Genomic DNA, 24,030 nt, shown 5'->3' with positions numbered 1-24,030 from the left:
TGGGCCTGAGCGTGAACTCCCGATATACTCCCATCCGATATACTCTTCAGGCGTTTTAAGAACGTCGAATTTTTTCTACTAAACAGGCAGTGCAGATTGAATGCGACTTGATAAATTTTTATCTCAGCAACTGGAAGTCAGCCGGGCGATTGCCGCTCGTGAGCTGCGAGCGCGTAAGGTCACGGTTGATGGGGAAGTGGTGCGCGAAGGCTCTTATAAGCTCAGCCCTACCAGCGAAGTGGAATATGACGGCAACCCGCTGCAGCAGCAGTTTGGCCCGCGCTATTTTATGTTGAATAAACCGCAGGGCTACGTCTGCTCAACGGACGATCCGGATCATCCCACGGTGCTCTATTTCCTTGAAGAGCCGACCGCTTACAAGCTGCACGCGGCAGGACGTCTTGATATTGATACCACGGGTCTGGTGCTGATGACGGATGACGGACAGTGGTCGCACCGCATTACCTCGCCACGCCACCATTGTGAAAAAACCTATCTGGTGACGCTGGAAAATCCGCTGGCGGACGATACCGCAGAGCAGTTCGCAGCGGGCGTGCAGCTGCATAATGAAAAAGATCTGACTAAACCTGCCACTCTTGAGGTAGTCAGCGAGAATCAGGTGCGCCTGACGATTAGCGAAGGACGTTATCATCAGGTCAAACGGATGTTTGCGGCGGTAGGAAATCATGTGGTTGCGCTGCATCGCGAGCGTATTGGCGATATCGTGATGGATGAAGATCTGGAACCGGGTGAATACCGTCCGCTAACGGCGGAAGAAATCGCCAGCGTTGGCGTACCGGGCAGTTCAGCAAAATAAAGGACGTGAGCAATGAAGGTGCGTAAGGATAAAAATTCGTCGCTGGGCCTGGTGGTGATCCTTGGCCTGCTGGCCATGCTGATGCCGTTGTCGATTGATATGTATTTACCTGCGCTTCCGCAAATTGCTCGCGAGTTTGGCGTGTCGGCAGGCAGCGTGCAGATGACGCTGAATCTCTACATCCTTGGCTTTGCGTTGGGACAGCTGCTCTACGGGCCGCTGGCCGACAGCTTTGGTCGCAAGCCGGTTATCGCCGTGGGCACGCTGATTTTTGCCGTCGCGGCGGCCGCCTGTGCGCTGTCGCAGACCATCGAGCAGCTGATTTTTATGCGTCTGCTGCATGGACTGTCAGCCGCTGCCGGCAGCGTGGTAATCAGCGCACTGATGCGGGACAGTTATTCAAAAGAAGAGTTTTCCCGCATGATGTCTTTCGTCATGCTGGTAACAACGATTGCCCCGCTGTTGGCACCGATTGTCGGTGGCTGGCTGCTGCTGCTGTGGAGCTGGCATGCCATATTCTGGGCGATTTCACTGGCTGCGGTAGTGACTACCGTGCTGGTAGTGACGCAAATCAAAGAGACGCTGCCGCGCGACCGTCGGCAGAAATTCCATCTGCGAACCACGCTTGGGAATTTTCTGTCGCTGTTTCGTCATAAACGCGTGTTCAGCTACATGCTGGCGAGCGGCTTCTCCTTTGCCGGCCTGTTCTCTTTTCTCAATGCCGGGCCGTTTGTTTATATCGAGCTTAATCACATTTCGCCGCAGGATTTTGGTTACTACTTTGCGCTTAACGTGGTTTTCCTGTTTTTGATGACGCTGATAAACAGCCGCTCGGTGCGGCGCTTTGGCCCGCTGGCGATGTTCCGTTTAGGGCTGCTGATTCAATTTACCATGGGCGTATGGCTGGTGGTTGTTAGCGCGCTGAACCTTGGATTTTTACCGCTGGTGTTTGGCGTAGCGATGTTTATCGGCTGTGTGGCTATGGTCTCCTCCAACGCAATGGCGGTCATCCTGGAAGAGTTCCCCCACATGGCGGGAACGGCCTCATCGCTGGCCGGCACGCTGCGCTTTGGCGTTGGCGCACTGGTTGGCGCACTGCTTTCCACCGTAACATTTACCAGCGCATGGCCCATGGTGGGATCGATTTTTGTCTGTGCCACGCTGTCAGTACTGCTGTTTATTTACGCCACCCGCCCACGAAGAAAAGCCACCCGTTAAATTATCTCCCCAAAGCTGAGGAACATGGTTTCCTCAGCTTCTCCGTTTTATTCGCTATAATGTTGTATTAATGTAAAGATAACTCGACGTTAAGTTACCTTTATGCAACAAAAGTGGTTGTTATCCCGCCGCGAACGCGGTAAATATAATTTTATTGAGAGCAAGCTCTCATAAAAACAGCCATGCTCTGGTAAAAATTGTTGGCAGGTCAACTCACTGGCCCAACAAAACCAGCAAAAGAATCGTCAGTAAAGGCGATGGCGTCTGATACCGATCTGGGGAGTTCAGGTGAATACGTTACAACATTCCGTGGTACACCGTTTACCGCAAAGCTATCGTTGGGGCGCAGGCACAATCGGTGCCAGCGTGGAGCCATTGCTGCTAAGCAGTATGGATGCAGAAGATGACCTGATTGGGCTTACCCTGCTCAGTCATCAGGGCATGCAGGCGTGGGATATTATGAAGATCATTAAAGAAGCGCTGGCTGAAATTCAGCTCGATTGCTCTATCGTGGAGTGGGAAGGGGAACCGTGTTTGTTCGTTGCACGCCATGATGAATGCGCGACGACCTGTCGGCTGAAAAACTTTGGCGTCGGGATTGCTGAGCCGTTTAAAAACGCTTCCGCCTGATTTCCGTGAGGCGGAAGCGCTGCTCAGGCCAGCGCAATCAACTGCCGGGTATAATCTTCCTTCGGCGTGGCAAAAATCGTTTCACACTCTCCCTGTTCCACCACTTCTCCCTGCCGTAATACCACGACCTGGTGACATAACGATCGCACCACCTGTAAATCGTGGCTGATAAAAATGTAGGCCAGACGATGATCCTGTTGCAGCTTTTTCAGCAGCGCCAGGATCTGTTTTTGTACGGTACGATCCAGTGACGAGGTGGGTTCATCAAGCACGATCACCTGCGGCTGAAGGATCAATGCCCGGGCAATGGCAATGCGCTGGCGCTGACCGCCGGAGAATTCAGCCGGATAGCGCTGGCGCGTATCGGGATCCAAACCGACTTCCTGCATCGCTGCAATGACCTTTTCTTCACGCTGTGTCGCCGTTAAATCAGGTTGATGAACCTGTAATCCTTCCGCAATGATTTGCAGCACGTTAAGTCGCGGGTTCAGCGATGAATTAGGGTCCTGAAACACAACCTGCATCTGGCGGCGCACCGGCAGCATTTTTCGCCGATCCCACTGATGAAGCGGATGTTCACCAAACCAGATCTCACCCTGTGACGCAATCAGGCGCAGCAAAGCCAGCCCGGTGGTGCTTTTTCCCGAGCCAGACTCGCCTACCAGGCCCAGGCTTTCTCCAGGACGAAGCTCAAAGCTAAGCGACTTCAACGCATGATGGTGGCCAACAACGCGCTTCATAAACCCTTTTTTGATGGGAAATGCGACGCTGAGATCCTCAACACGTAACAGAGGCGCAGCCTGCGTGTCAGCGGGGTCGGGCTTGCCTTCTGGCTCAGAATTGAGCAGCGTTTGGGTGTAAATCTCCTGAGGCGCGCTAAAGAGCTGATGCGTCGAATTATATTCCACGCGCTGGCCATTGCGCATCACCAGTACGTTATCAGCCAGTCGGCGCACGATGTTCAGGTTATGGGTAATAAACAGCAGCCCCATATTCATCTCCTGCTTTAGCTCTTTCAGCAGGGTAAGAATTTGTGCCTGAACCGTGACGTCCAGCGCGGTTGTAGGCTCATCGGCAATCAATAACTTAGGCTGCGTGAGCAGCGCCATGGCGATCATTACCCGCTGACGTTCACCGCCGGACAGCTGGTGTGGGAAATCGCCAAGCCGTTTTGCAGCCTGACGGATCCCTACGCGGTCCAGACAGCTTAAAATTTCTGCCCTGGCCGCCGCCGCGCGCATGCCACGATGGAGTGAAAGCACCTCGTACAGCTGCTTTTCAATGCTGTGCAGCGGATTGAGCGACACCATCGGTTCCTGAAAAATCATCGCCATCTGGTTGCCGCGCAGGCCACGCAACGTTCGTTCATCGGCTTTCAGCACGTCCTGGCCGTCGAACAGGATCTCGCCCTGAGGATAAATGGCTGGCGGCCCAGGCAACAGGCGCATCAGGGACAGTGCGGTAACGCTTTTGCCAGAGCCGGACTCGCCGACCAGCGCCAGCGTTTCGCCCGCCTCGACGGACAGCGAAAGATTGTCCACCACCAGGCGATCGATACCCGCCTGACGGAAGGCGATGCTTAAATTTTTGACAGAGAGCAGCGACATTAGTGCACCTTACTGGGATCGAAGGCGTCGCGAACCGCCTCGCCGATAAATATAAGCAGCGACAGCAGGATCGCCAGAGAGAAAAAGGCGGTAATCCCCAGCCACGGTGCCTGTAGGTTATTTTTCCCCTGTAACAGCAGTTCGCCAAGCGAGGGGGAACCGAGCGGTAAGCCAAAGCCCAGAAAATCAAGCGAGGTTAGCGTGGTGATTGAACCGCACAAAATAAAAGGCAGATAGGTAAGCGTGGCGACCATTGCGTTGGGCAGCATATGGCGCAGCATAATAGTGCGATCGCCAACGCCAAGCGCCTGAGCCGCGCGGATATAATCAAAATTACGGGTTCGCAGAAATTCAGCACGCACGACGCCAACCAGCTGCATCCAGCCAAACAGCACGGTAATCACCAGCAGCCACCAGAAGCCTGGCTGCACCACGCTGGAAAGCAGGATGATCAGAAACAGCGTCGGCATGCCGGACCAGACCTCGATAAAGCGCTGGCCCCATAAATCCACGCGCCCGCCGTAATAGCCCTGGCAGGCGCCGACGACCACGCCTATTACGCTGGAAACCAGCGTCAGCACCAGGCCAAACAGCAGCGAAATTCGCATGCCGTAAAGAATGCGCGCCAGCACATCACCGCCATTCGCATCAGTGCCCAGCCAGTTTTGTGCCGAAGGTGGAGAAGGGAAGGGGACGTTTGACGCGAAATTGAGCGTGCCATCGCCGAAGCGAATCGGTGCCCAGACAGCCCAGCCTTGCCGATCGAGACGCGATTTTAGCCACGGATCCTGATAATCGGCGGCGGTGGCTAACTCTCCGCCAAAATCTGTTTCACTGTAGTTCACAACCAGCGGAAAATAGAAGCGATCGTTGTAGTGCACCAGCAACGGCTTGTCGTTGGCCAGTAGCTCGGAAGCCAGACAAAGCACAAACAGCACGACAAAAATCCACAGCGACCAGTAACCACGGCGGTTACGGCGAAATCTTGCCCAGCGGGCCTGATTAACGGGGCTTAATCGGCTCATTGGCGTCCCTCAAAATCAATGCGCGGATCGACCAGCGTATAGGTGATATCGCTGAGAATATTCAGCAGCAGGCCGATCAGGGTAAAAATATACAGCGTGCCAAACATCACCGGATAATCGCGCTGAATTGTGGCGTCATAGCCTAACAGGCCCAGGCCGTTCAGCGAGAACATCACTTCAATCAGCAGTGAACCGGTGAAAAACATACTGATAAAGGTGGCCGGGAAGCCGGCTATCACCAGCAGCATGGCGTTACGGAAAACGTGACGGTAAAGAATTTTTTTCTCATCCAGCCCTTTAGCCCGTGCGGTGACAACATACTGTTTGCGGATCTCGTCCAGAAAAGAGTTTTTGGTCAACATCGTCAGCGTAGCGAAGCCGCCTATCACCGTGGCCGTGACCGGTAAAGTGATATGCCACAGGTAATCCGTAATTTTGTCGTACCACGGCAGAGAATCAAACTGGGCGGAAACCAGCCCGCGTAACGGGAACCAGTCGAGATAGCTGCCGCCAGCAAACAGTACAATCAGCATTGTCCCGAACAGGAAAGAAGGAATAGCGTAACCAACAATGATGATTGAGCTGCTCCAGATATCAAAAGCGCTGCCGTTTTTGACCGCTTTCTTAATGCCTAGCGGAATCGACACCAGATAAATAATCAGCGTACTCCACAGACCGAGCGAGACCGAAACCGGCAGGCTCTCTTTTATCAGCTGGATCACCGAGCTGCTGCGGAACAGGCTGTCGCCAAAATCGAAACGAACATAGTTCCACAGCATGGTGAAATAGCGCTCATAAAGCGGTTTGTCAAAGCCGTAGCGTTTAGTGATTTCGGCTACGACTTCCGGATCCAGCCCTCGCGAGCCACGATACTGATTATCGCCGGGTTGTGCATTCAGCTGGCTGCGCCCCTGCGTTTGCGGTGCGCCGCCCGAACCCGGCATGCCGGTGGACTGACCAAATTCGATATTCGCTAATGCCTGATCGACCGGGCCGCCCGGCGCAATCTGAACGATAAAAAAGTTGATGGTAATAATCGCCCACAGAGTGGGGATCACTAACAAAAGTCGGCGTAGCAGATAAGCGCCCAAAGTTGCCCCCTTTAACGACGTTGGGCCGGCAGCTGCGCGGCTTTGTTAACATCATACCACCAGCTGTCGAAGCCCAGAGAATAGGTTGGACGCGTGGTTGGCATGGAGAATTTGTTCCAGTAAGCGTAGCGATCGTTGGCGTTGTACCACATTGGGATCATGTAATAGTTCCACAGCAGTACCCGGTCCAGCGCGCGGCCCAGCGGCAGCAAGGCCTTTTGATCGCCCTGATGCTGATTAATTTGATTAACCAGCTCGTCGATAACCGGATTCGATACATGTGGGCGGTTATAGCTGGAATTAATATAGGCCGTTGCCCAGTAAATTTGCAGGTTGCTATCGGGGAACGGCATCGCCGGATAGGGCGATACCACCATATCAAAATCGCTTTTGCGCAGCCGTGCCAGATACTGTGAACTGTCGACCTGACGGATATTCAGTTTGATCCCCAGTCGGGCAAGATTGTGTTGGAAAGGCAGTACCCACTGATCGTTCCCCCCGCTTCGCATCATTAATTCGAAGTTGAAAGCGGCGCCTGTTTTCACATTAACCAGCTGCTGATTTTTCAACTCCCAACCCGCCTGTTTTAATAAATTCAGGGCGTTCAGAAGATGCGTTCGGTCGTAACCGCTACCGTCGGTATGAGAAGGACGATAGATTTGCGAGAAAACCTCATCCGGAATTTTTCCCTTGAAGGGCGCGAGAATCTCCAGCTCTTTAGCTTCAGGATAGCCAGTCGCCGCATATTCTGTGTTCTGGAAATAACTGCCGGTCCGTTTATAAGCACCGTAAAATAATGCTTTATTCATCCACTCAAAATCGAATACCAACGATATCGCTTCACGTATGCGGCGATCGCTAAACTGGGGTTTCTGCACGTTAAAGGCCAGCCAGCTGCTGGCTGTTGTGACGGTATTTGGCTTCTCATCCTGCACGATAAAGCCTTTATCAAAATTCTGTCCCTGATACTGCGTCGCCCATTTTTTAGCTGAGCTCTCAGAACGAAAATCAAACGCACCCGCTTTGAAGGCTTCGAAAGCAACGTTGTCATCCAGATAATAGTCATAGCGCAGGGTATCGAAGTTAAAACGCCCTTTATTGACGGGCAAATTAGCGGCCCAGTAATCTTTTACACGCGAATAGGTAATAGACTGACCAACTTTATAACGGGTGATGCGCCACGGACCGCTGGCAGGGGGCGGGGAAGGGAGCGGCTCGCCCAGGTTATGGTTTTTCCAGAATTTTTCAGGAAAAACGGGCAGGCTTAATAGTGAGAGCATTTTGTCGCGATCGGATGCAGGTTGCTCAAACCGCACGGTGAGTCGCGAAATAGCCCTGGCGGTGACGCCTTTATAAAATACCCGAAATTGTGGAACGCCCTCGGTCATGAACTTAGAAAAAGTAAACGCCACATCTTCAGCCGTAATCGGCGAGCCGTCCTGAAAACGTGCCTGTGGGTTTAGCGTCACTTCCACCCAGCGGTAACTGTCCGGGTAGCGGGCAAACTCTGCGATTAAGGGATAGTAACTGCCGACTTCATCTTCGGAATTAACAAACAGGCTATCATAAAGCGTATCTGTGCCTACGCCGGGGTTACCACGCGAAGAGAAGCGGTTAAAATTGTCGTAGGTACCAATAGCAGAAAGCGTAATACTCCCACCTTTTGGCGCAGCGGGATTCGCATAGTCATAGTGGCTGAAATCAGTGGCGTATTTAGGCTCGCCCAACTGGGCAAAAGCATAACTCTCATTAATTTTCTCAGCCTGCGCTGCCTGAATAGTCAGGCTGAACACAATCAAAGCAAACCAGCGCAGTATCATGGCGTTATCAGGCTCCCAGGGAAAAAACGCAATTATAACCAGACTAACAGTCAGATAAAGGATGGAGCAATGCGCTAAGACAGGTATTTACGCTTTCAGACATTATCAGTGGCGATCTCTTTTCCGGCAAGCGGCGGCAACTTGCTGTCACGGCCGAAATAATCAATCAGCTGCGAAACGGTACAAGGGCGGCTAAAAAGAAAACCCTGCATATGGTGAACACCGCGATCCGTCAGCCAGCGCGCCTGTTCGCTTGTTTCCACGCCTTCGGCCACGGTATGCAGATCCAGTTTCTTTGCCAGCGTCAGCACGGCGTCCAGTACCGGCGAAGACAAGGTTTCACGAGCAATATTTTGCACAAAACCACGGTCGATTTTTAAATAATCAAAATTGTATTTTTCCAGATAAATCAAAGCGCTATGGCCTGTTCCAAAATCATCTATGGCAATGCTGATATTGTTATTGTGCAGCCAGTTAAAAATGGTAAAGGCCGTATTTTCCTCGACCATCGCTCGCTCGGTTATTTCAAAAACGTAGCGAAAATGCCCTTGCGGCATCCCTTCCAGCCACCGTGTCACATCCTGGTAAAATTCGGGATCGGTAAGATGAGCAGGTGAAATATTGAGGTTTAGCCCGGTTCCCGCAGGCACCGTCTGGCATAAGGTTTCGCAATCTCGCGCCACCAACTCAAAGAGGTGGCGGGTCAGCGGAACAATCAGTTTTTTATATTCCGCGTAGCGAATAAACGTATCTGGGGGAATCGGGCCTTCAGTCGGATGCGTCCAGCGCATCAGGGCTTCAAGCGCATAAACTTTACCGGTTGCCGCTTCGATAACCGGCTGGTATTGCACGTGAAACTCGCCGCGTCTGATCCCCAGCAAAATTTCTTTACCGGGCTGTATTCGCAACATCAGCAGCAGATAACAGCCGCCGCCGCTAAATAATCCTAATAGCAGACCGGCTAACAGCAGCACATTAATATCCTGTACGGGTATCTCTTCGCCATAAAGCTGCATGCTTAACGGGTAATGTGGCAGTGTAATTGTGCGTAGAGGCGGGTCCGGCAGCGTGGCAAGCTCAACAACACGCTGTTCCCAGCTGGTCAGCGCTTTATCACCGGTGATAATCGCCATTCCGCTGATTTCCTGCTGCCGGGCAGTAAACAGTAGCCAGGGGGTTAAATTAATGTTTAGCGTAACAATGATACCGCTGCCGGGCGTCTGCTTGTTTGCCAGCCACATTAAGATCGCCGGTTTGTTAGTTCCCGCGGTCGTAATGGAGGCCAATTTGATATCAATGGATTTGCGGGTATCAAGTTCAGCGAATAGCGCTGTCGTCTCCAGGCCACCTTCAGCCGACGCGGAAGAACAATAAACATGATTATCACTCACCAATAAGATATTACGGATATTGGTCGTGAATGCGGCACGCTGAGTCAGCTCATTGCGTATACTGGCGCAGCTAAAACGCGTCATTCCCTGCAACGGGAAGAGATTTTTTTGCAGTTCGTCAAAAAGGTTTAAAACATACTGCTGGGTATTCTGGGCCAGTTTGTCATGACTTTCCGCACGTCGGTGCCAGACAAAAACCCAGGCGGTGAGGGTAAACAGCAGAAGAAAAAGCAGACCTACTGTTGCACTTAGATAAACAATCCTGCGCCGGTTGAGGGCATGGCGCGTGAGAGTGGTTGAAAGTGGCATTGGGTGTGTCTCCCGTGAGTGCCGTTTTTTTTCTGCGCTGTCCTGCCCAACAGTGCTCCAGTTTTCAGATCGGCAGGATATACCGGTAAAGCGTCTTTTGTCTTCATATTATTATGATATGGATAGATTTTTTACTGTTTTCTTTCAAGAAATCAAACCTGATGGCGGCGCCCATTGCTGCGCTAAACAGGCGCAAAAAAAAACGCTGCGGAAGCAGCGTTTCTTATCTCGTTTTTCGCAGACTCAAGGGAAAGTCAGCTTTGCGTTCGGCTTAGTACCCGACGCGCATCGCGATAGCGATTTTTCCAGTAAGCTTCGTTCAGATTCGAAATCATTACGCCGCTACTGGTAGAGGCATGAACGAAGTTATCGTTGCCAAGATAAATTCCGACATGGCGCCCGGTAGAGCCTGAACGGAACAGCACTAAATCACCCGGTCGTAACTTGCCACGCTGAATACTTTTTCCCGTATCTTCCTGTTCGTAAGTCGAACGGGGTAAATCCAGACCAAACTGCTCGCGGAAGGTGGTCTGAACAAAGGCAGAGCAGTCAATGCCGCGTTTACTGGTACCGCCCATGCGGTAGCGAACGCCTTTCCAGTCCGAATACTGATCCATCAGACGGGATTTGATATCCACGTTCTGGACCATCTGTTCGAATTCATCCTGAGACGCTTGCAGTAAAAAACCGTTTTGGCCTTTAACTGCATGAGTATCAGTTTGTGCATTGTTGTTGGTATTCGTCGAGCTACAGGCTGAAAGCAGAGTGGCTAGCGCCACTGCGGGTAATACCCGCCAAATATATCTCAGAATCGGTTGAGACTTGACCATTATGTTTGTGATCCCTTGAAGTCCTTAACGACAAAGTCGCTAGCTAAATTGCGAAACAGAACGAGATTAATTAGCGCTACAGGGTAAGACCATTCCTGAAAACGTAAAACGCATCAGCGATCACGATAAAAAGTGTAAATGGCGGAAATATCTTACTGGTTGGCCTAATCGAAAATGAGATTACCCGATTAACAGCCCCATGGCGAGGGGTTTTAGCGACTTTTTTATCGCTTTTTATGATAAGAAACAGTGAGGTCGTAACATGGCCACTTTATCGGCAAACGCCCTAAAAACATGAGTAAAAAAAGGTAAAAAAGGCTGAAAATCCGGCAGTTAATCACGCCCTCAGATTAATCTTATTGCGGAGCGTCAAAGTTCAGCAGATTCCGCTGGCTGTCAAACATAACCAAACCTTTTAGTTAGCGACTAACCGGAATACGAATTAAAAAAAAAGGGCAATGAAAGCATCAGGAACTTTGCATTGCCCGGGTATTCTTTTAACGTAATCAGGGAAATTACTTAGCTGGCTTATATTTTCCTGGCAGATAACGATATAATGCATTGACCAACATATCGCTGCCTGGCGTAATTAACCACCAGCTCAGTCCCACCAGCACAATGGAAAGTGAACCCACCATCACATCGGTAAACCAGTGCGCGCCAATCATGATACGCGGCGTGGCAAATACCAGCACGATAGCGACGGCGATTAAAAAAGCACCCCGGCCAAAATAACGCAGCATAAAACAGGCAAAGACCATTAGCATCATGCCGTGGTCGCCCGGGAAGCTGTCGGAAGAGGCATCCTTGGTGGGAATACCGGTCAGCTTTGTGACGTGATTCACATCCGGGAAAAATTTCGTCGGGCTGACGTGAGAGACCGGAATTAAATGTCCCAGCTGATTAAGCACTACGGCACTCAGCAGCATTGCAATGCCAATAGCGAACAGGCGTCGCCGTCCCTGTGGCGTTTCTCGCCGCCAGAAACTGTAATACAGGCCGCCCATCGCCAGCAGTGAAACACCGTCAAAAGGGCGAAAATTGGTAATAGCAACCAGCCATAGCAGCGCCTTGTTCGTGACCAGCCGTTCGTTAAACCAGTAAAAAATCGTTTTATCGACGGTAAACCAGAAACCATGGTTTTCTGGCAGGTACCAGGAAAAAAACAGCGCCAGTCCCAGTACGTTCAGTACCAGGATACTCATTAAGCGTTTAGTATTCATTGTATGTTAAATACAGTTTAAGAAATCGTGACGGCGGAGATTATACCTGCAAAGTTAAACGAAGTTTCAACAAAGATGCCTGAAGCAGGTTCCAGTCTGCCTCTTCTTCGTGAATAATTTCGATACGGCTGTCTGGCGGCGTCGCCTGTCGAGTCTCAATGTTAAAATCTTGCCCCTGACGGTTCACACTGACTAAGCCTTCCTGAGTGCGCATAACACCTTTGATCCGCGTTACCGGCGCAAGACGAACCCACTCCAGCAGCCCGATAGTGTCAAAGCAGGTTTCGGCATCAAATATCCAGCCACAGGAATAGTAGCCTTGACCCTGATTCATCGAACGACGCCAGCGCGAAGCAGAGGTAAGGGCGAGTTTGGAAAGCTGCGACTCGGGGTGCAAATGATGATGAGGGCTTTGCGGCAGTTTCGTGACGTTTTTCCGCGGTTGATCCAACAGTTCCTGAGCAATCTGACCAAAGCGGGCGACGACCACGGGCCGGGATAAGGCGTCCTGAGTCTGCCACTGTTGCAGCGCCATACGCGCGCTATTGTCCCAGCGGTCTTCTTTATTCGCAATAATGAAGTCAGCTGCGGCCAGCTGATCGCGAAAGTTCTCGTTTTCCCGAATGCGGGTCTCATTAAGCTGGCGAGGATCGAGCAGGCATAAGGAAGCATTCAGCGTTAGCCAGGGCTGATAAACCGGTGAAGAGAGCATATCCAGAATTTGTTTTGGATGCCCAAGGCCGGTGGGTTCAATCAGCAGCCGGTCTGGTTTAGCCTGCTTTAATAACATATTCAGGCCGACCTGCATCGGAAGTCCGTTAACACAGCACATGCAGCCGCCGGGGATCTCTTTCAGTACAGCTCCGCTTTCGGCCAGCAACGCGCCATCAATCCCTATTTCACCAAACTCATTGACCAATACAGCCCATTTTTCACCCTCGGGCTTATTCGCCAATAAATGAAGCAGCGTCGTCGTTTTCCCGCTGCCCAAAAAGCCGGTAATCAGGTTTACCCGGGTCATAGTGACTCCTTAATAACGTTAAGGCTGATGATAAGGATATTTTGCAAATTATGCGATTTGGTTATTAAATGTTTATTTTTTGTGTATACTGGGTGATCTTTTAGTTAAAAATGAGGTGTTTTATGATTAGCAAACAGGCTACGCTTGCTGCCCTGCTTTTCGCCTCATGGATGAGCAATGCTCTGGCAGCGGATTCGTCTGCCACTTCAGGTACGATCTATTTCCGCGGCGCGTTGGTGACAAACAGCTGTGAACTCTCTTCAGAACAAGATCAGGTGAACGCAACCTGTTACCGCGACGGTCAATACCAGCTTTCACGTCTTTCACTTAATAAGCGCGAGACAGCAGTGCCGGAATTTGCCAGTACGGAGGTTCGTTGGCTGGACGATGCGCATCAGCAGGGCATTATGACGGTAACCTATCAGTAACCGCTTGAGTTGTTATAACATAACAAAAGCGGCGATGCAGCCTGCATACGCCGTTTCAGAAAGGCAGGTTATTCAGAACGGCCCATGTAGCGGCGTTCAGGAATATGGATGCGGATTTTGTCGCCGCTGCTCAGATACTCGGGCACCTGAATAACCAGACCGGTGCTCATCGTCGCAGGCTTGGTTCTGGCGCTGGCAGAAGCCCCTTTAATACCCGGCGTGGTTTCCACAATTTCCATATCCAGCGTTTGCGGCAGTTCCAGCGCAAGAATCTGACCATCCATTGTCAGCACCTGAATGCCCGGAATTCCCCCTTCAGGAATAAACAGCAGTTCTTCTTCAATCTGCTCTTTTTTAAACACGTAAGGGGTATAGTCTTCGTCATCCATAAAGACATATTCATCGCCATCGATATAAGAGAACGTTACCTGACGGCGGCTCAGCGAGATCGCCTCAATAATGTCGTCGCCTTTAAAACGTTCTTCGACTTTAAGGCCGGTGCGGATATCAGTAAAGCGCATCTTATAGAGCGTGGACGCACCGCGAGCGCTGGGGCTTTGTACGTCAATATCTTTTACTAACAGCAGTTTACCGTTATAATTTACGGCCATACCTTTTTTTATTTCGTTAGCTCTTGGCATTCTGATTTTCCAATAGAAAGGGGCAGTGAAAATTCTCGCGACAAATTACTCTTGCTCACCGATTGAGGCAAGTGCTGAAGGACGCAAAAGCGAGCCTGCCAGCGCTATTTGTGGGCTATCAGGAAAGAATAGTATTTCTTTCAGGCGGCTGCTATTGTCGCGTTTTCAGTTCAGGTGAATCCAAAATGCAGTGCCGTTCATTATGTGGTGCTTGCTGCACTGCGCCTTCTATCTCAACTCCCATTCCTGGCATGCCTGACGGTAAACCGGCAAATACGCCCTGTATTCAGCTGGACGACCAGCAGCGCTGTAAAATTTTTGCTTCACCTCTTCGGCCGGCTGTCTGTGCAGGCTTAAAGCCTGATGCGGAAATGTGTCGCAGTAACCGCAGCGAAGCGATGATCTGGCTGCTTGAGCTGGAAAGACAAACCGCACCCTGATCCCTCTGTGTCCTTCTGTTTTCTGAAAGCTGACGCCTGCTGATTAACGCTTTATAACGCGGTGTCCGTCGAAAAAATACCGGCACTGAATGTCAGGTTTTTGGTAAAGACTGAAAATATAATCTTCTTTAAAATCATGGTACTGAACGTGAGTTTGGGCTGCTTTGTCGATTCTGGAAGGCGGGTGCTGAACGGGGATAAAGAAAAGCGTAAGGTGCCATCAGATTGTCAGTAAACGAAGCGGGAAGCCAGCTATTTTCTGAAATGCGCCGTCGAAGTGTGCGTGGCTTCAAAAATCTGCTACGCCGTTAACGGTAAAACTTGCAACCATATGGGCTTCAGGACCAAACTCATTGAAACGTTTCAGCGTTGTTTGAACAGCTTGTTACCTCAGGGATAACCTTTTTTCGCGAAAATTAGCTGAAACGATTCAAACGAAGCAGCGAGGAGAACTATGTTCCAGCTTGAACTGACCGCCATTCATCCCGGCGCCACGGCCGGGAGTAAAGAAGAAGCTATTCGCCAGGTTGCGGCCGCGTTGACCTCTGCGGGCAACGTTGGAGAAGGGTATGTCAACGGCATGCTTGCCCGAGAGCAGCAGACCTCAACCTACCTGGGCAACGGCATTGCTATCCCACATGGTACGACCGATACGCGCGATCTGGTGTTGAAAACCGGCGTGCAGGTTTATCAGTTTCCGCAGGGTATCGCCTGGGGCGAAGATCAAACTGCCTATGTGGTCATCGGTATCGCCGCCAAATCGGACGAACATCTGGCCTTGCTGCGTCAGCTTACTCACGTGCTGAGTGATGACAGCGTGGCGGAAGAGCTGAAAACCACTGACTCGGCCGAGACGCTGCGCAGCCTGCTGATGGGCGAAAAACAGGGCAAAGAGTTCAAATTCGACACCTCGCTGATTACCCTTGATGTGGCCACGGGCGATCTGATGACGTTACAGGCGCTGAACGCGGGCCGCCTGCAACAGGCTGGCGCAGTAGACAGTACCTTTGTCAGCCGCGTTATCGCTTCTCAGCCGCTGAACCTGGGGCAGGGCATCTGGCTGAGCGACAGCACCGAAGGCAACCTGACCAGCGCCGTTGCGGTCAGTCGCGCCGCAGCGCCTTTTGACGTAGCGGGCGAAAAGGCCGCGTTACTGGTTACGGTCGCCGTTGCAGACGATCGGCCGCTGGACGTGCTGAACTACCTCAGCGACCTGCTGATTAAGCAGAAAGCCGAACGTCTGCTGAGCGCTGATGCCGCTGGCGTGCTGGCATTATTGACCAGTGAAGTCTCAGAGCAGGCAGATGTGCTGACCGAAGAGTTCACCATTCGTAACGAACATGGTCTGCACGCTCGTCCGGGCACCGCTCTGGTCAGCGTGATCAAACAGTATAACTGCGATATGACCGTAACGAATCTGGACGGCAGCGGTAAACCTGCCAACGGGCGCAGCCTGATGAAGGTTGTGGCGCTGGGCGTGAAAAAAGGCCACCGCCTGCGCTTTACCGCCAGCGGTGAAGATGCACGAGCCGCACTGGATGCGGTTGGTGAAGCGATCGCAGCCGGTCTGGGCGAGGGCGCATCATGAGCAGACGTGTAGCAACAATTACCCTCAATCCTGCTTATGACCTGGTCGGTTATACGCCGGAAGTTGAGCGTGGCGAAGTGAACCTGGTGAAAACTACCGGGCTGCATGCGGCCGGTAAAGGCATCAACGTCGCGAAAGTATTAAAAGACCTGGGGATTGACGTTACCGTTGGCGGTTTCCTCGGTAAAGAAAACCAGGATGGCTTTCAGCATCTGTTTAGCGAGCTGGGCATTGCCAATCGCTTTCAGGTGGTAGAAGGGCGCACCCGTATCAACGTTAAGCTTACTGAAAAAGATGGCGAAGTTACCGATCTGAATTTCTCCGGTTTTGAAGTTACCGGCCAGGACTGGGAGCGCTTTACCACGGATTCACTGACCTGGCTGGGCCAGTTCGATATGGTTTGCGTTAGCGGAAGCTTACCGTCAGGCGTCGATCCCGATGCGTTCACCGAGTGGATGAGTGCATTGCGCACCCACTGCCCGTGCATCATTTTCGACAGCAGCCGCGAAGCGCTGGTGGCCGGTCTTAAGGCCGCGCCATGGCTGGTAAAACCCAATCGTCGCGAGCTGGAGATCTGGGCGGGTCGTAAGCTGCCGACGCTACAGGATGTCATTACTGCCGCGCATGCGTTACGCGAGCAGGGCATTGCACACGTTGTGATCTCTCTTGGTGCCGAAGGGGCGCTGTGGGTCAATGCGTCAGGCGAATGGATCGCCAAACCACCAGCTTGTGAAGTGGTGAGCACCGTGGGTGCAGGAGATTCTATGGTCGGCGGCCTGATTTACGGCCTGCTGATGCGTGAATCCAGCGAGCACACGCTGCGTCTTGCCACGGCAGTAGCGGCATTAGCCGTTAGCCAGAGCAACGTAGGCGTGAGCGATCGTACCCAGTTGGCCGCGATGATGGCGCGTGTCGACCTGAAACCTTTTAACTGACAGCAGGAGAGGCATAATGAAAACGCTGCTGATTATTGATCCTTCGCTGGGGCTGGCAACCAGCCATCTGGCAAAAAATATCACCCGAGCTGCGGCAGCCGCAAAAGGCCTGACGCTGACGGATAACCCGGCTGAAAGCGATCTGATTATTTTAGCCGGTAAAAACCCGCCGGCCGGCATCGCGCTGGAGGGGAAAGCGGTTTACCAGACTGATATTGCTGAACTGCTGCGTCAGCCTGAAGATGTGCTGACCAACGCGCAAACGGAAGCGACGACCTGGCATGCGCCCGCTACCGAAGCCGCGCCGGCAGCCGAAGCCGCGGCCAGCGGTCCGAAACGCATTGTTGCGATCACGGCCTGTCCGACCGGCGTTGCCCATACCTTTATGGCGGCTGAAGCGATTGACGCTGAAGCGAAAAAACGCGGCTGGTGGGTCAAAGTTGAAACCCGTGGTTCAGTGGGTGCAGGAAATGCGATTACGCCAGAAGAAGTGGCGCAGGCCGACCTGGTGATCGTTGCGGCAGATATTGAAGTGGATCTGGCTAAATTTGCCGGTAAACCGATGTATCGCACCTCTACCGGTCTGGCGCTGAAGAAAACCGCTCAGGAATTCGATAAGGCCTTAGCGCAAGCTAAACCTTACCAGCCGCAGGGCGGAAGCCAGTCTTCTCAACAGGGCGAGAAAAAAGAAAGTGCGGGCGCGTATCGTCACCTTCTGACCGGCGTTTCCTACATGCTGCCAATGGTTGTTGCAGGGGGCTTAAGCATTGCGCTTTCCTTTGCGTTTGGTATTACCGCGTTTAAAGAGCAGGGCACGCTGGCCGCCGCGCTGATGCAGATTGGTGGCGGCAGCGCCTTTGCGCTGATGGTGCCGGTACTGGCTGGCTTTATCGCCTTCTCCATCGCCGACCGTCCGGGCCTGACGCCTGGTTTGATCGGCGGTATGCTGGCAACCAGCATTAACGCTGGCTTCCTCGGCGGGATAATCGCGGGCTTTATTGCCGGTTACGCGGCGAAATTTATCAGCGCGAAGCTTAAGCTGCCGCAGAGTATGGAAGCGCTGAAACCGATCCTGATCATTCCGCTGGTCGCCAGTTTAATCACCGGCCTGTTAATGATTTATGTGGTCGGTGGCCCGGTGTCCAAAATCATGGAGGCCTTAACGCACTGGCTGGCTAACATGGGCACGGCAAACGCGGTTCTGCTGGGCGCAATCCTGGGCGGTATGATGTGTACCGATATGGGCGGTCCGGTGAACAAAGTAGCCTATGCGTTCGGGGTTGGCCTGTTGAGTTCGCAAACCTATGCGCCGATGGCGGCGATTATGGCGGGCGGCATGGTACCACCGCTGGCAATGGGGCTGGCGACGCTGGTTGCACGCAAAAAGTTCAACAAAGGTCAGCAGGAAGGGGGCAAAGCGGCGCTGGTTCTGGGTCTGTGCTTTATCTCTGAAGGCGCGATCCCGTTCGCTGCCCGTGACCCGATGCGCGTTCTGCCATGCTGTATCGTTGGCGGCGCGCTGACCGGTGCAATCTCCATGTGGGTTGGCGCGAAGCTGATGGCGCCGCACGGTGGCCTGTTCGTGCTGCTAATCCCTGGCGCTATTACCCCGGTGCTGGGTTATCTGCTGGCAATCATTGCGGGTACAGTCGTTGCGGGTCTGGGCTATGCCATTCTGAAACGTCCTGAAGCGGAAATGGCGAAAGCATAATTTCCTGAAGGCAATAAGCGTGGGCAACCGCGCTTAAACGACGCAAAAACGTAAAGCGCGAGGAACATGGGCCTGTAACAAAGCGTCCTGGGCCATGGACGGTCCAGGTCGAGCCGGCAAGGACGCCGCTGTTTGCGTCTTTGTGGAAGGCACATGTTCTTCGTGCCAGCACTATATTTACAACAACAGCGCGGGCAACCGCGCTTTTTTACGTCTGAAGATTACTGCTGTTCCGACTTTAGCCAGGCGATTTCATCTTTCCAGATATCCGGATTAATGGTTTCCAGAATCAACGGAATACCGTCAAAGCGGCTGTCTTTCATTAACCAGCTAAACACCGTTTTACCGATGTTGCCTTCGCCAAGGCTGTGATGGCGGTCAACACGGCTGGCAAAAGCGCTTTTAGCATCGTTCAGGTGCATCCCTTTCAGATACTGGAAACCGACGATGCGATCGAAGTCGGCAAAGGTTTTCACACAGTCTTCTTCCGTGCGCAAATCGTAGCCGCCCGCGAAAGCGTGGCAGGTATCAATGCAGACGCCCACGCGCGATTTATCTTCCACGCCGTCAATAATGGCCGCCAGATGCTCGAAGCGAAAACCGAGATTGCTACCCTGACCGGCCGTATTTTCAATGACGGCAGTCACGCCTTTGGTTTTGTCCAGCGCGATATTCACCGACTCGGCAATGCGTTTCAGGCAGGCTTCTTCATCGATTTGATGCAGATGGCTTCCCGGATGAAAATTCAGCAGTGACAGGCCGAGCTGTTCGCAGCGCTCCAGCTCATCAATAAACGCGTGACGTGATTTTTCCAGCGCCTCTTCCAGCGGATGACCCAGATTAATCAGAAAGCTGTCGTGCGGCAAAATCTGATCGCTGCGGTAATGGTATTTCTCACAGGCATGACGAAAGGCGGAAATAGTTTCTTTACTGAGCGGGGCAGCACGCCACTGGCGCTGATTCTTGGTAAAGAGCGCAAAGGCCGTGGCTTCAATCTCATGGGCGCGAAGGACCGCCTGATCCACGCCGCCGGCTGCGCTAACGTGGGCGCCGATATATTTCATGCCTTTTCTCCTGAATATCTGTATTACGGGCCGGTCATGATAACCAAAAACCGTCAGAAATCACGCCAGCAAATAGTGAGCTGCCAGGTTTATCGCACCACCGCCTGCAATCAGCCAGATAAACAGCAGCAGGCCCAGCAATATCGGTTTGAAGCCGGTACGCCCGAGCTGGCTGAGACGCGTCGTCAATCCCAGCGCCGCCATCGCCGTTGCCAGCAAAAGATTGTCCAGCTCGCCGATCGCCGAAACCCAGGCCTGTGGCAGCAGATGCAAAGAGTTAAACAATGCGACAGCAATAAAAATCAGCGCAAACCAGGGAAACTGCACTTTTCCGCGCTGAGGGCTTTTTCCGGCGCGGGCATTCAGTAGCAGCAGGAAAGGCGCAAGCATCATGACCCGTAGCATTTTGGTAATCACCGCATTGTTTTCCACCTGCGGGCCAACGGCATGCCCTGCGGCGACAACCTGCGCCACTTCGTGCATAGTTGAACCGGTAAAAACGCCCCAGGCTTCAGGTGTCATCGCCGGAAACAACGTACTGAATTCGTGCCAGAGCAGGGGATAAAGGAAAATCGCCACGGTGCCGAAAATCACGACGGTCGCGATAGCAACGGTAACTTTTTGCGCTTCAGCCTTAATAACCGGTTCCGTTGCCAGAATCGCCGCTGCGCCACAAATGCTGCTGCCCGCGCCGATCAGCCAGACAGTATCGCGATCGAGCTTGAGAACGCGCCGGCCCAGCCAGCAGGCGATAAAAAAGGTTGAGCTGAGCGTGGCAAGGTCGATCGCCACTCCACTTATCCCTACGTCGGCAATTTGCTGGAAAGTCAGCCGGAAACCATACAGCATAATGCCCAGCCGCAGCAGATGTTGTTTTGCTATCTGCACGCCGGGCGCGCACGAGTCTGCAAGGCGCGGATAAACCGTGTTGCCCACCACAATACCCATAACCATCGCCAGCGTCAGCGTGCCGAAACCCGATGCGACGACCGCTGGCAGCGTACCGAGTCGCAGTGCCATAACCGCCAACAGTAAAGCCAGCGCAACGCCGCAGGTATAGCGCAGCGGTTGCGCTTGAAGGTTAAGTGATAATGTACTCATACGGCCTCTCCTTTGTTACAGGCAGCATGAAACAGAGTGGCTTAAAAGAGAAATTGATTATATATTTATAATCAACCTGAATAAGTAATAAGGAGGCGGAAATGTTCAGACTGATAAGGCGCTGGGCGCGCGTGATGAAGAAAGACGGGCTGATGCTGTGGTTTGCCTGTCGCGATCCGCGTACGCCCGTCTGGATAAAAGCGCTGGCCGCAGGTCTGGTATGTTATGCCTTCAGCCCAATCGATCTGATTCCGGACGTGATCCCGGTTGTCGGCTTGCTGGATGATGCGGTCATCGTGCCGTCAGGCATCATGCTACTGCTACGTTTGTTGCCGCAACAGGTGCGACTCGCCAGCCAGCAAAAGGCGACGCAGCAATCCACCAACAGAAAAAAAATTACCCGCTGGACAGGGTTAATCCTGCTGATCTGGGCAGGCATTATGGTCTTTTTGATCGGGCATTACAGCGCATAAGGAAAAGCGATGCATATTACATTAAGGCAGCTTGAGGTCTTTGCTGAAGTTCTGAAAAGCGGCTCCACCACGCAGGCCTCACAGGGGTTGTCGCTTTCTCAGTCAGCGGTCAGCGCAGCGCTGGCCGATCTGGAAGGCCAGCTCGGCGTGCAGCTTTTTGATCGGGTAGGTAAGCGGCTGGTGGTCAATGAACATGGCCGTTTGCTCTATCCGCGTACCGTTGCTCTGCTGGAACAGGCAACGGAAATCGAGCAGCTGTTTCGGGAAGATAACGGCGCGCTGAGAGTGTTTGCCAGCAGCACTATCGGTAACTATCTGCTGCCGGGCATGCTGGCAGGCTGGCGCAGGGATTACCCTGACTTGCCGCTCGAACTGAGCGTGGGCAACAGCCTGGATGTGATCAATGCCGTGGCGGATTTCCGTGTGGATATAGGCTTGATTGAAGGGCCTTGCCATGTGTCTGATATCGTTAGTGAACCCTGGCTGGAAGACGAACTGGTGGTATTTGCTGCGGCAGATGCCGATATTTTTCAGCAGCCGATCACGCTGGAAAGCCTTGCCGCCGCGCCGTGGATTTTACGCGAGCACGGTTCAGGCACGCGTGAAATCGTTGATTATTTGCTGCTGTCGCATTTGCCCCAGTTCAGGCTGGCATTGGAATTGGGCAATTCTGAAGCGATTAAACATGCAGTACGCCACGGGATGGGGATTAGCTGCCTGTCACGCCGGGTTATCGATGAGCAGCTGGCGGCAGGCACGCTGAAAGAGGTGCCGGTTCCTCTGCCAAAGCTGAAGCGCACGCTGCATCGTATTCATCACCGGCAAAAGCATCTGTCCAAGGCGCTGCTGCGTTTTCTGAGCTATTGCACTGAATAATCTACCAATGCGGCATGCAGCCGTCGGCCGCCTTCTCGTCATGCTATAAGCCGTACCGCTTATAACTAGCTTAAAATCTTCTGCTGCTAATAATCGGCCGCCGATCATGAAGCTATCTTATAACGTCGCGGAAGTAGTATCTCTGACGAAGGAGTTTGTTACAATCGCGTCTCTTTCAGTCAGAGCACAGCATTTCAAGATGGATCAGGACACAAAAACAACACAACAACCTGCTTTAAGGCGTGAGTTAAAGGCACGTCATCTGACGATGATTGCCATTGGCGGTTCTATTGGCACGGGTTTATTTGTTGCCTCAGGCGCAACAATTTCGCAGGCGGGCCCGGGCGGCGCGCTTCTCTCCTACGCATTGATTGGTCTGATGGTTTATTTCCTGATGACCAGCCTTGGCGAACTGGCTGCCTTTATGCCGGTCTCGGGTTCGTTCTCCACCTACGGCTCTAACTATGTTGAGGAAGGCTTCGGCTTCGCGCTGGGCTGGAACTACTGGTACAACTGGGCGGTAACCATCGCGGTTGACCTGGTCGCGTCTCAGCTGGTGATGAACTATTGGTTCCCGGACACGCCAGGCTGGATCTGGAGCGCCTTGTTTATGTGCGTGATCGTCCTGCTTAACTTCATTTCAGTGAAAGGGTTTGGCGAGGCGGAATACTGGTTCTCATTAATTAAAGTTGTCACCGTTGTCATCTTTATTGTCGTTGGCGTGCTGATGATCCTGGGCATTCTGCACGGCGGTGAGCACGTTGCAGGCTGGCAGAACTGGCAGATTGGCGATGCGCCTTTTGCCGGTGGCTTTTCGGCAATGATCGGCGTGGCAATGATAGTCGGCTTCTCTTTCCAGGGAACCGAGCTGATTGGCGTGGCGGCAGGCGAGTCGGAAGATCCGGCAAAAAATATTCCGCGTTCCGTACGTCAGGTCTTCTGGCGGATCCTGCTGTTCTACGTGCTGGCGATTCTGGTAATCAGTTTAATTATTCCTTATACCGATCCAAGCCTGTTGCGTAACGATGTTAAAGATATCAGCGTCAGTCCGTTTACGCTGGTCTTCAAACATGCTGGCCTGCTCTCTGCGGCAGCGGTGATGAATGCCGTGATCCTGACTGCGGTACTTTCAGCCGGAAACTCGGGCATGTATGCCTCTACTCGTATGCTGTTTACGCTGGCGCGTGAAGGCAAAGCGCCGCGTATATTCGGTAAGCTTTCAAAAGGTGGCGTGCCTCGTAATGCACTTTACGCCACGACGGTTGTGGCTGCACTCTGCTTCCTGACCTCTATGTTCAGTAATCAAACGGTTTATCTGTGGTTGCTGAACACGTCAGGGATGACCGGCTTCATCGCCTGGCTGGGCATCGCGATCAGCCATTATCGCTTCCGTCGTGGTTACGTGGCGAATGGACTCGATCTGGCCAATCTGCCTTACCGCTCCGGCTTCTTCCCGCTGGGACCGATTTTTGCCTTTGTCCTGTGCCTGGTCATCACGCTGGGGCAAAACTATCAGGCCTTCCTCGCAGACCGCATCGACTGGTATGGGGTGGCGGCGACCTATATTGGTATTCCGCTGTTCCTGATTATCTGGTTTGGCTACAAGCTGAAAAAGAAAACCCGTTTCGTGAAGTACAGCGAAATGAAGTTCCCTGAATTTAAGTAATCCTTCTTCTCCCTGAAAGGCGCGGCTCCCGCGCCTTTCGCGTTTTTCACGCCTGCTTACACATATAATTGATAACTATTATCGTTTCCTTTATTGTTAGCGCCGTATCTTTTTCGCAGGTAAGC

Annotated in this window: 22 protein-coding genes; 11 read left to right on the top strand and 11 right to left on the bottom strand. The window is 52.6% G+C overall.

The genetic code is table 11. The features are described 5' to 3' along the window. Positions 1 to 100: 100 nt before the first annotated feature. From rsuA to AAGQ96_RS14425, 3 genes are all read left to right on the top strand, one after another. The gene (rsuA, locus tag AAGQ96_RS14435) at positions 101 to 817 is read left to right on the top strand and encodes a 16S rRNA pseudouridine(516) synthase RsuA (RefSeq protein ID WP_147198890.1); all 717 of its coding nucleotides are present in this window, start codon (positions 101 to 103) and stop codon (positions 815 to 817) included. Between the two features lie 18 nt (positions 818 to 835). Then, positions 836 to 2,035: a Bcr/CflA family multidrug efflux MFS transporter gene (locus AAGQ96_RS14430; protein WP_147200645.1), complete on the top strand. Its 1,200-nt coding sequence runs from the start codon at positions 836 to 838 to the stop codon at positions 2,033 to 2,035. 288 nt (positions 2,036 to 2,323) lie between these two features. Then, complete coding sequence (locus AAGQ96_RS14425; protein WP_147198889.1) at positions 2,324 to 2,665, top strand: YejG family protein; 342 nt, start codon at positions 2,324 to 2,326, stop codon at positions 2,663 to 2,665. A 23-nt stretch (positions 2,666 to 2,688) separates the two neighbouring features. Here the strand turns inward: AAGQ96_RS14425 and yejF are convergent, their stop codons facing one another. The 8 genes from yejF to AAGQ96_RS14385 all read right to left on the bottom strand — a co-directional run bounded on the left by yejF (position 2,689) and on the right by AAGQ96_RS14385 (position 12,982). Further along, positions 2,689 to 4,272: a microcin C ABC transporter ATP-binding protein YejF gene (gene yejF / locus AAGQ96_RS14420; RefSeq protein ID WP_342753894.1), complete on the bottom strand. Its 1,584-nt coding sequence runs from the start codon at positions 4,270 to 4,272 to the stop codon at positions 2,689 to 2,691. Beyond that, on the bottom strand, positions 4,272 to 5,297 hold the full coding sequence (locus AAGQ96_RS14415; RefSeq protein WP_147198887.1) for a microcin C ABC transporter permease: 1,026 nt from the start codon (positions 5,295 to 5,297) through the stop codon (positions 4,272 to 4,274). The genes yejF and AAGQ96_RS14415 overlap by 1 nt, the downstream gene beginning before the upstream one ends. Next, on the bottom strand, positions 5,294 to 6,388 hold the full coding sequence (locus tag AAGQ96_RS14410) for a microcin C ABC transporter permease YejB (protein ID WP_147198886.1): 1,095 nt from the start codon (positions 6,386 to 6,388) through the stop codon (positions 5,294 to 5,296). The genes AAGQ96_RS14415 and AAGQ96_RS14410 overlap by 4 nt, the downstream gene beginning before the upstream one ends. An 11-nt stretch (positions 6,389 to 6,399) precedes the next feature. Further along, on the bottom strand, positions 6,400 to 8,208 hold the full coding sequence (locus AAGQ96_RS14405) for an extracellular solute-binding protein (protein WP_342753893.1): 1,809 nt from the start codon (positions 8,206 to 8,208) through the stop codon (positions 6,400 to 6,402). A 95-nt stretch (positions 8,209 to 8,303) separates the two neighbouring features. Further along, complete coding sequence (locus AAGQ96_RS14400) at positions 8,304 to 9,908, bottom strand: cyclic di-GMP phosphodiesterase (RefSeq protein ID WP_342753892.1); 1,605 nt, start codon at positions 9,906 to 9,908, stop codon at positions 8,304 to 8,306. A 254-nt stretch (positions 9,909 to 10,162) separates the two neighbouring features. After that, positions 10,163 to 10,738: a bifunctional murein DD-endopeptidase/murein LD-carboxypeptidase gene (gene mepS, locus AAGQ96_RS14395; protein WP_147198883.1), complete on the bottom strand. Its 576-nt coding sequence runs from the start codon at positions 10,736 to 10,738 to the stop codon at positions 10,163 to 10,165. A 515-nt stretch (positions 10,739 to 11,253) separates the two neighbouring features. Continuing rightward, positions 11,254 to 11,961, bottom strand: coding sequence for a phosphatase PAP2 family protein (locus AAGQ96_RS14390; protein ID WP_147198882.1), 708 nt, complete (start codon positions 11,959 to 11,961; stop codon positions 11,254 to 11,256). Positions 11,962 to 12,001: 40 nt separating this feature from the next. Further along, a complete protein-coding gene (locus tag AAGQ96_RS14385) occupies positions 12,002 to 12,982 on the bottom strand; it encodes a GTP-binding protein (RefSeq protein WP_342753891.1) in 981 nt (326 codons plus the stop codon). Between the two features lie 122 nt (positions 12,983 to 13,104). Between AAGQ96_RS14385 and AAGQ96_RS14380 the strand changes: the two genes are divergently transcribed. Next, positions 13,105 to 13,410, top strand: coding sequence for a hypothetical protein (locus AAGQ96_RS14380; protein WP_342753890.1), 306 nt, complete (start codon positions 13,105 to 13,107; stop codon positions 13,408 to 13,410). A gap of 68 nt (positions 13,411 to 13,478) precedes the next feature. Here AAGQ96_RS14380 and yeiP read toward each other — a convergent pair whose 3' ends face one another. Further along, positions 13,479 to 14,051: an elongation factor P-like protein YeiP gene (gene yeiP / locus AAGQ96_RS14375; RefSeq protein WP_147198879.1), complete on the bottom strand. Its 573-nt coding sequence runs from the start codon at positions 14,049 to 14,051 to the stop codon at positions 13,479 to 13,481. Between the two features lie 185 nt (positions 14,052 to 14,236). Between yeiP and AAGQ96_RS14370 the strand changes: the two genes are divergently transcribed. The 4 genes from AAGQ96_RS14370 to fruA all read left to right on the top strand — a co-directional run bounded on the left by AAGQ96_RS14370 (position 14,237) and on the right by fruA (position 18,725). Then, entirely contained in the window at positions 14,237 to 14,491 is a 255-nt protein-coding gene (locus tag AAGQ96_RS14370; RefSeq protein ID WP_147198878.1) for a YkgJ family cysteine cluster protein, read from the top strand. 454 nt (positions 14,492 to 14,945) lie between these two features. Continuing rightward, on the top strand, positions 14,946 to 16,079 hold the full coding sequence (gene fruB / locus AAGQ96_RS14365) for a fused PTS fructose transporter subunit IIA/HPr protein (protein ID WP_147198877.1): 1,134 nt from the start codon (positions 14,946 to 14,948) through the stop codon (positions 16,077 to 16,079). Beyond that, positions 16,076 to 17,014 (top strand): 1-phosphofructokinase, encoded by a 939-nt coding sequence (fruK, locus tag AAGQ96_RS14360; protein ID WP_147198876.1) that lies wholly within the window; start codon positions 16,076 to 16,078, stop codon positions 17,012 to 17,014. Before fruB ends, fruK begins: the two co-directional genes overlap by 4 nt. Before the next feature lie 16 nt (positions 17,015 to 17,030). Beyond that, positions 17,031 to 18,725 carry a PTS fructose transporter subunit IIBC gene (fruA, locus tag AAGQ96_RS14355; RefSeq protein ID WP_342753889.1) on the top strand — a complete coding sequence of 565 codons (1,695 nt, stop codon included), beginning with the start codon at positions 17,031 to 17,033 and terminating at the stop codon, positions 18,723 to 18,725. A 221-nt stretch (positions 18,726 to 18,946) separates the two neighbouring features. Here fruA and nfo read toward each other — a convergent pair whose 3' ends face one another. Beyond that, positions 18,947 to 19,789, bottom strand: coding sequence for a deoxyribonuclease IV (gene nfo / locus AAGQ96_RS14350; protein WP_147198874.1), 843 nt, complete (start codon positions 19,787 to 19,789; stop codon positions 18,947 to 18,949). Between the two features lie 60 nt (positions 19,790 to 19,849). Then, positions 19,850 to 20,890: a YeiH family putative sulfate export transporter gene (locus AAGQ96_RS14345; protein ID WP_342753888.1), complete on the bottom strand. Its 1,041-nt coding sequence runs from the start codon at positions 20,888 to 20,890 to the stop codon at positions 19,850 to 19,852. A gap of 101 nt (positions 20,891 to 20,991) precedes the next feature. Between AAGQ96_RS14345 and AAGQ96_RS14340 the strand changes: the two genes are divergently transcribed. The 3 genes from AAGQ96_RS14340 (at position 20,992) to AAGQ96_RS14330 (ending at position 23,905) form a co-directional block, all read left to right on the top strand. Then, positions 20,992 to 21,363, top strand: a complete 372-nt coding sequence (locus AAGQ96_RS14340; RefSeq protein WP_147198872.1) for a YkvA family protein — start codon at positions 20,992 to 20,994, stop codon at positions 21,361 to 21,363. 9 nt (positions 21,364 to 21,372) lie between these two features. Beyond that, positions 21,373 to 22,239, top strand: a complete 867-nt coding sequence (gene yieE / locus AAGQ96_RS14335; RefSeq protein ID WP_147198871.1) for a DNA-binding transcriptional regulator YeiE — start codon at positions 21,373 to 21,375, stop codon at positions 22,237 to 22,239. Between the two features lie 199 nt (positions 22,240 to 22,438). Beyond that, entirely contained in the window at positions 22,439 to 23,905 is a 1,467-nt protein-coding gene (locus AAGQ96_RS14330) for an amino acid permease (protein ID WP_147198870.1), read from the top strand. Positions 23,906 to 24,030 lie beyond the last annotated feature (125 nt).

The organism is Pantoea sp. MBD-2R (assembly GCF_039134845.1).
Taxonomy (GTDB): Bacteria; Pseudomonadota; Gammaproteobacteria; order Enterobacterales; family Enterobacteriaceae; genus Erwinia.
Note: the sequence above shows the minus strand (reverse complement) of the source record. Positions and strands in the feature narration are given on the sequence as shown.

What these genes read in the sequence shown, in the direction of transcription:
- rsuA (WP_147198890.1), top strand. Translation starts at nt 101, where the DNA reads ATGCGACTTGATAAATTTTTATCTCAGCAACTGGAAGTCAGCCGGGCG.
- yejF (WP_342753894.1), bottom strand. Translation starts at nt 4,272, where the DNA reads ATGTCGCTGCTCTCTGTCAAAAATTTAAGCATCGCCTTCCGTCAGGCG.
- AAGQ96_RS14415 (WP_147198887.1), bottom strand. Translation starts at nt 5,297, where the DNA reads ATGAGCCGATTAAGCCCCGTTAATCAGGCCCGCTGGGCAAGATTTCGC.
- AAGQ96_RS14405 (WP_342753893.1), bottom strand. Translation starts at nt 8,208, where the DNA reads ATGATACTGCGCTGGTTTGCTTTGATTGTGTTCAGCCTGACTATTCAG.
- AAGQ96_RS14400 (WP_342753892.1), bottom strand. Translation starts at nt 9,908, where the DNA reads ATGCCACTTTCAACCACTCTCACGCGCCATGCCCTCAACCGGCGCAGG.
- mepS (WP_147198883.1), bottom strand. Translation starts at nt 10,738, where the DNA reads ATGGTCAAGTCTCAACCGATTCTGAGATATATTTGGCGGGTATTACCC.
- AAGQ96_RS14390 (WP_147198882.1), bottom strand. Translation starts at nt 11,961, where the DNA reads ATGAATACTAAACGCTTAATGAGTATCCTGGTACTGAACGTACTGGGA.
- AAGQ96_RS14385 (WP_342753891.1), bottom strand. Translation starts at nt 12,982, where the DNA reads ATGACCCGGGTAAACCTGATTACCGGCTTTTTGGGCAGCGGGAAAACG.
- AAGQ96_RS14380 (WP_342753890.1), top strand. Translation starts at nt 13,105, where the DNA reads ATGATTAGCAAACAGGCTACGCTTGCTGCCCTGCTTTTCGCCTCATGG.
- yeiP (WP_147198879.1), bottom strand. Translation starts at nt 14,051, where the DNA reads ATGCCAAGAGCTAACGAAATAAAAAAAGGTATGGCCGTAAATTATAAC.
- AAGQ96_RS14370 (WP_147198878.1), top strand. Translation starts at nt 14,237, where the DNA reads ATGCAGTGCCGTTCATTATGTGGTGCTTGCTGCACTGCGCCTTCTATC.
- fruB (WP_147198877.1), top strand. Translation starts at nt 14,946, where the DNA reads ATGTTCCAGCTTGAACTGACCGCCATTCATCCCGGCGCCACGGCCGGG.
- fruK (WP_147198876.1), top strand. Translation starts at nt 16,076, where the DNA reads ATGAGCAGACGTGTAGCAACAATTACCCTCAATCCTGCTTATGACCTG.
- fruA (WP_342753889.1), top strand. Translation starts at nt 17,031, where the DNA reads ATGAAAACGCTGCTGATTATTGATCCTTCGCTGGGGCTGGCAACCAGC.
- nfo (WP_147198874.1), bottom strand. Translation starts at nt 19,789, where the DNA reads ATGAAATATATCGGCGCCCACGTTAGCGCAGCCGGCGGCGTGGATCAG.
- AAGQ96_RS14345 (WP_342753888.1), bottom strand. Translation starts at nt 20,890, where the DNA reads ATGAGTACATTATCACTTAACCTTCAAGCGCAACCGCTGCGCTATACC.
- AAGQ96_RS14340 (WP_147198872.1), top strand. Translation starts at nt 20,992, where the DNA reads ATGTTCAGACTGATAAGGCGCTGGGCGCGCGTGATGAAGAAAGACGGG.
- yieE (WP_147198871.1), top strand. Translation starts at nt 21,373, where the DNA reads ATGCATATTACATTAAGGCAGCTTGAGGTCTTTGCTGAAGTTCTGAAA.
- AAGQ96_RS14330 (WP_147198870.1), top strand. Translation starts at nt 22,439, where the DNA reads ATGGATCAGGACACAAAAACAACACAACAACCTGCTTTAAGGCGTGAG.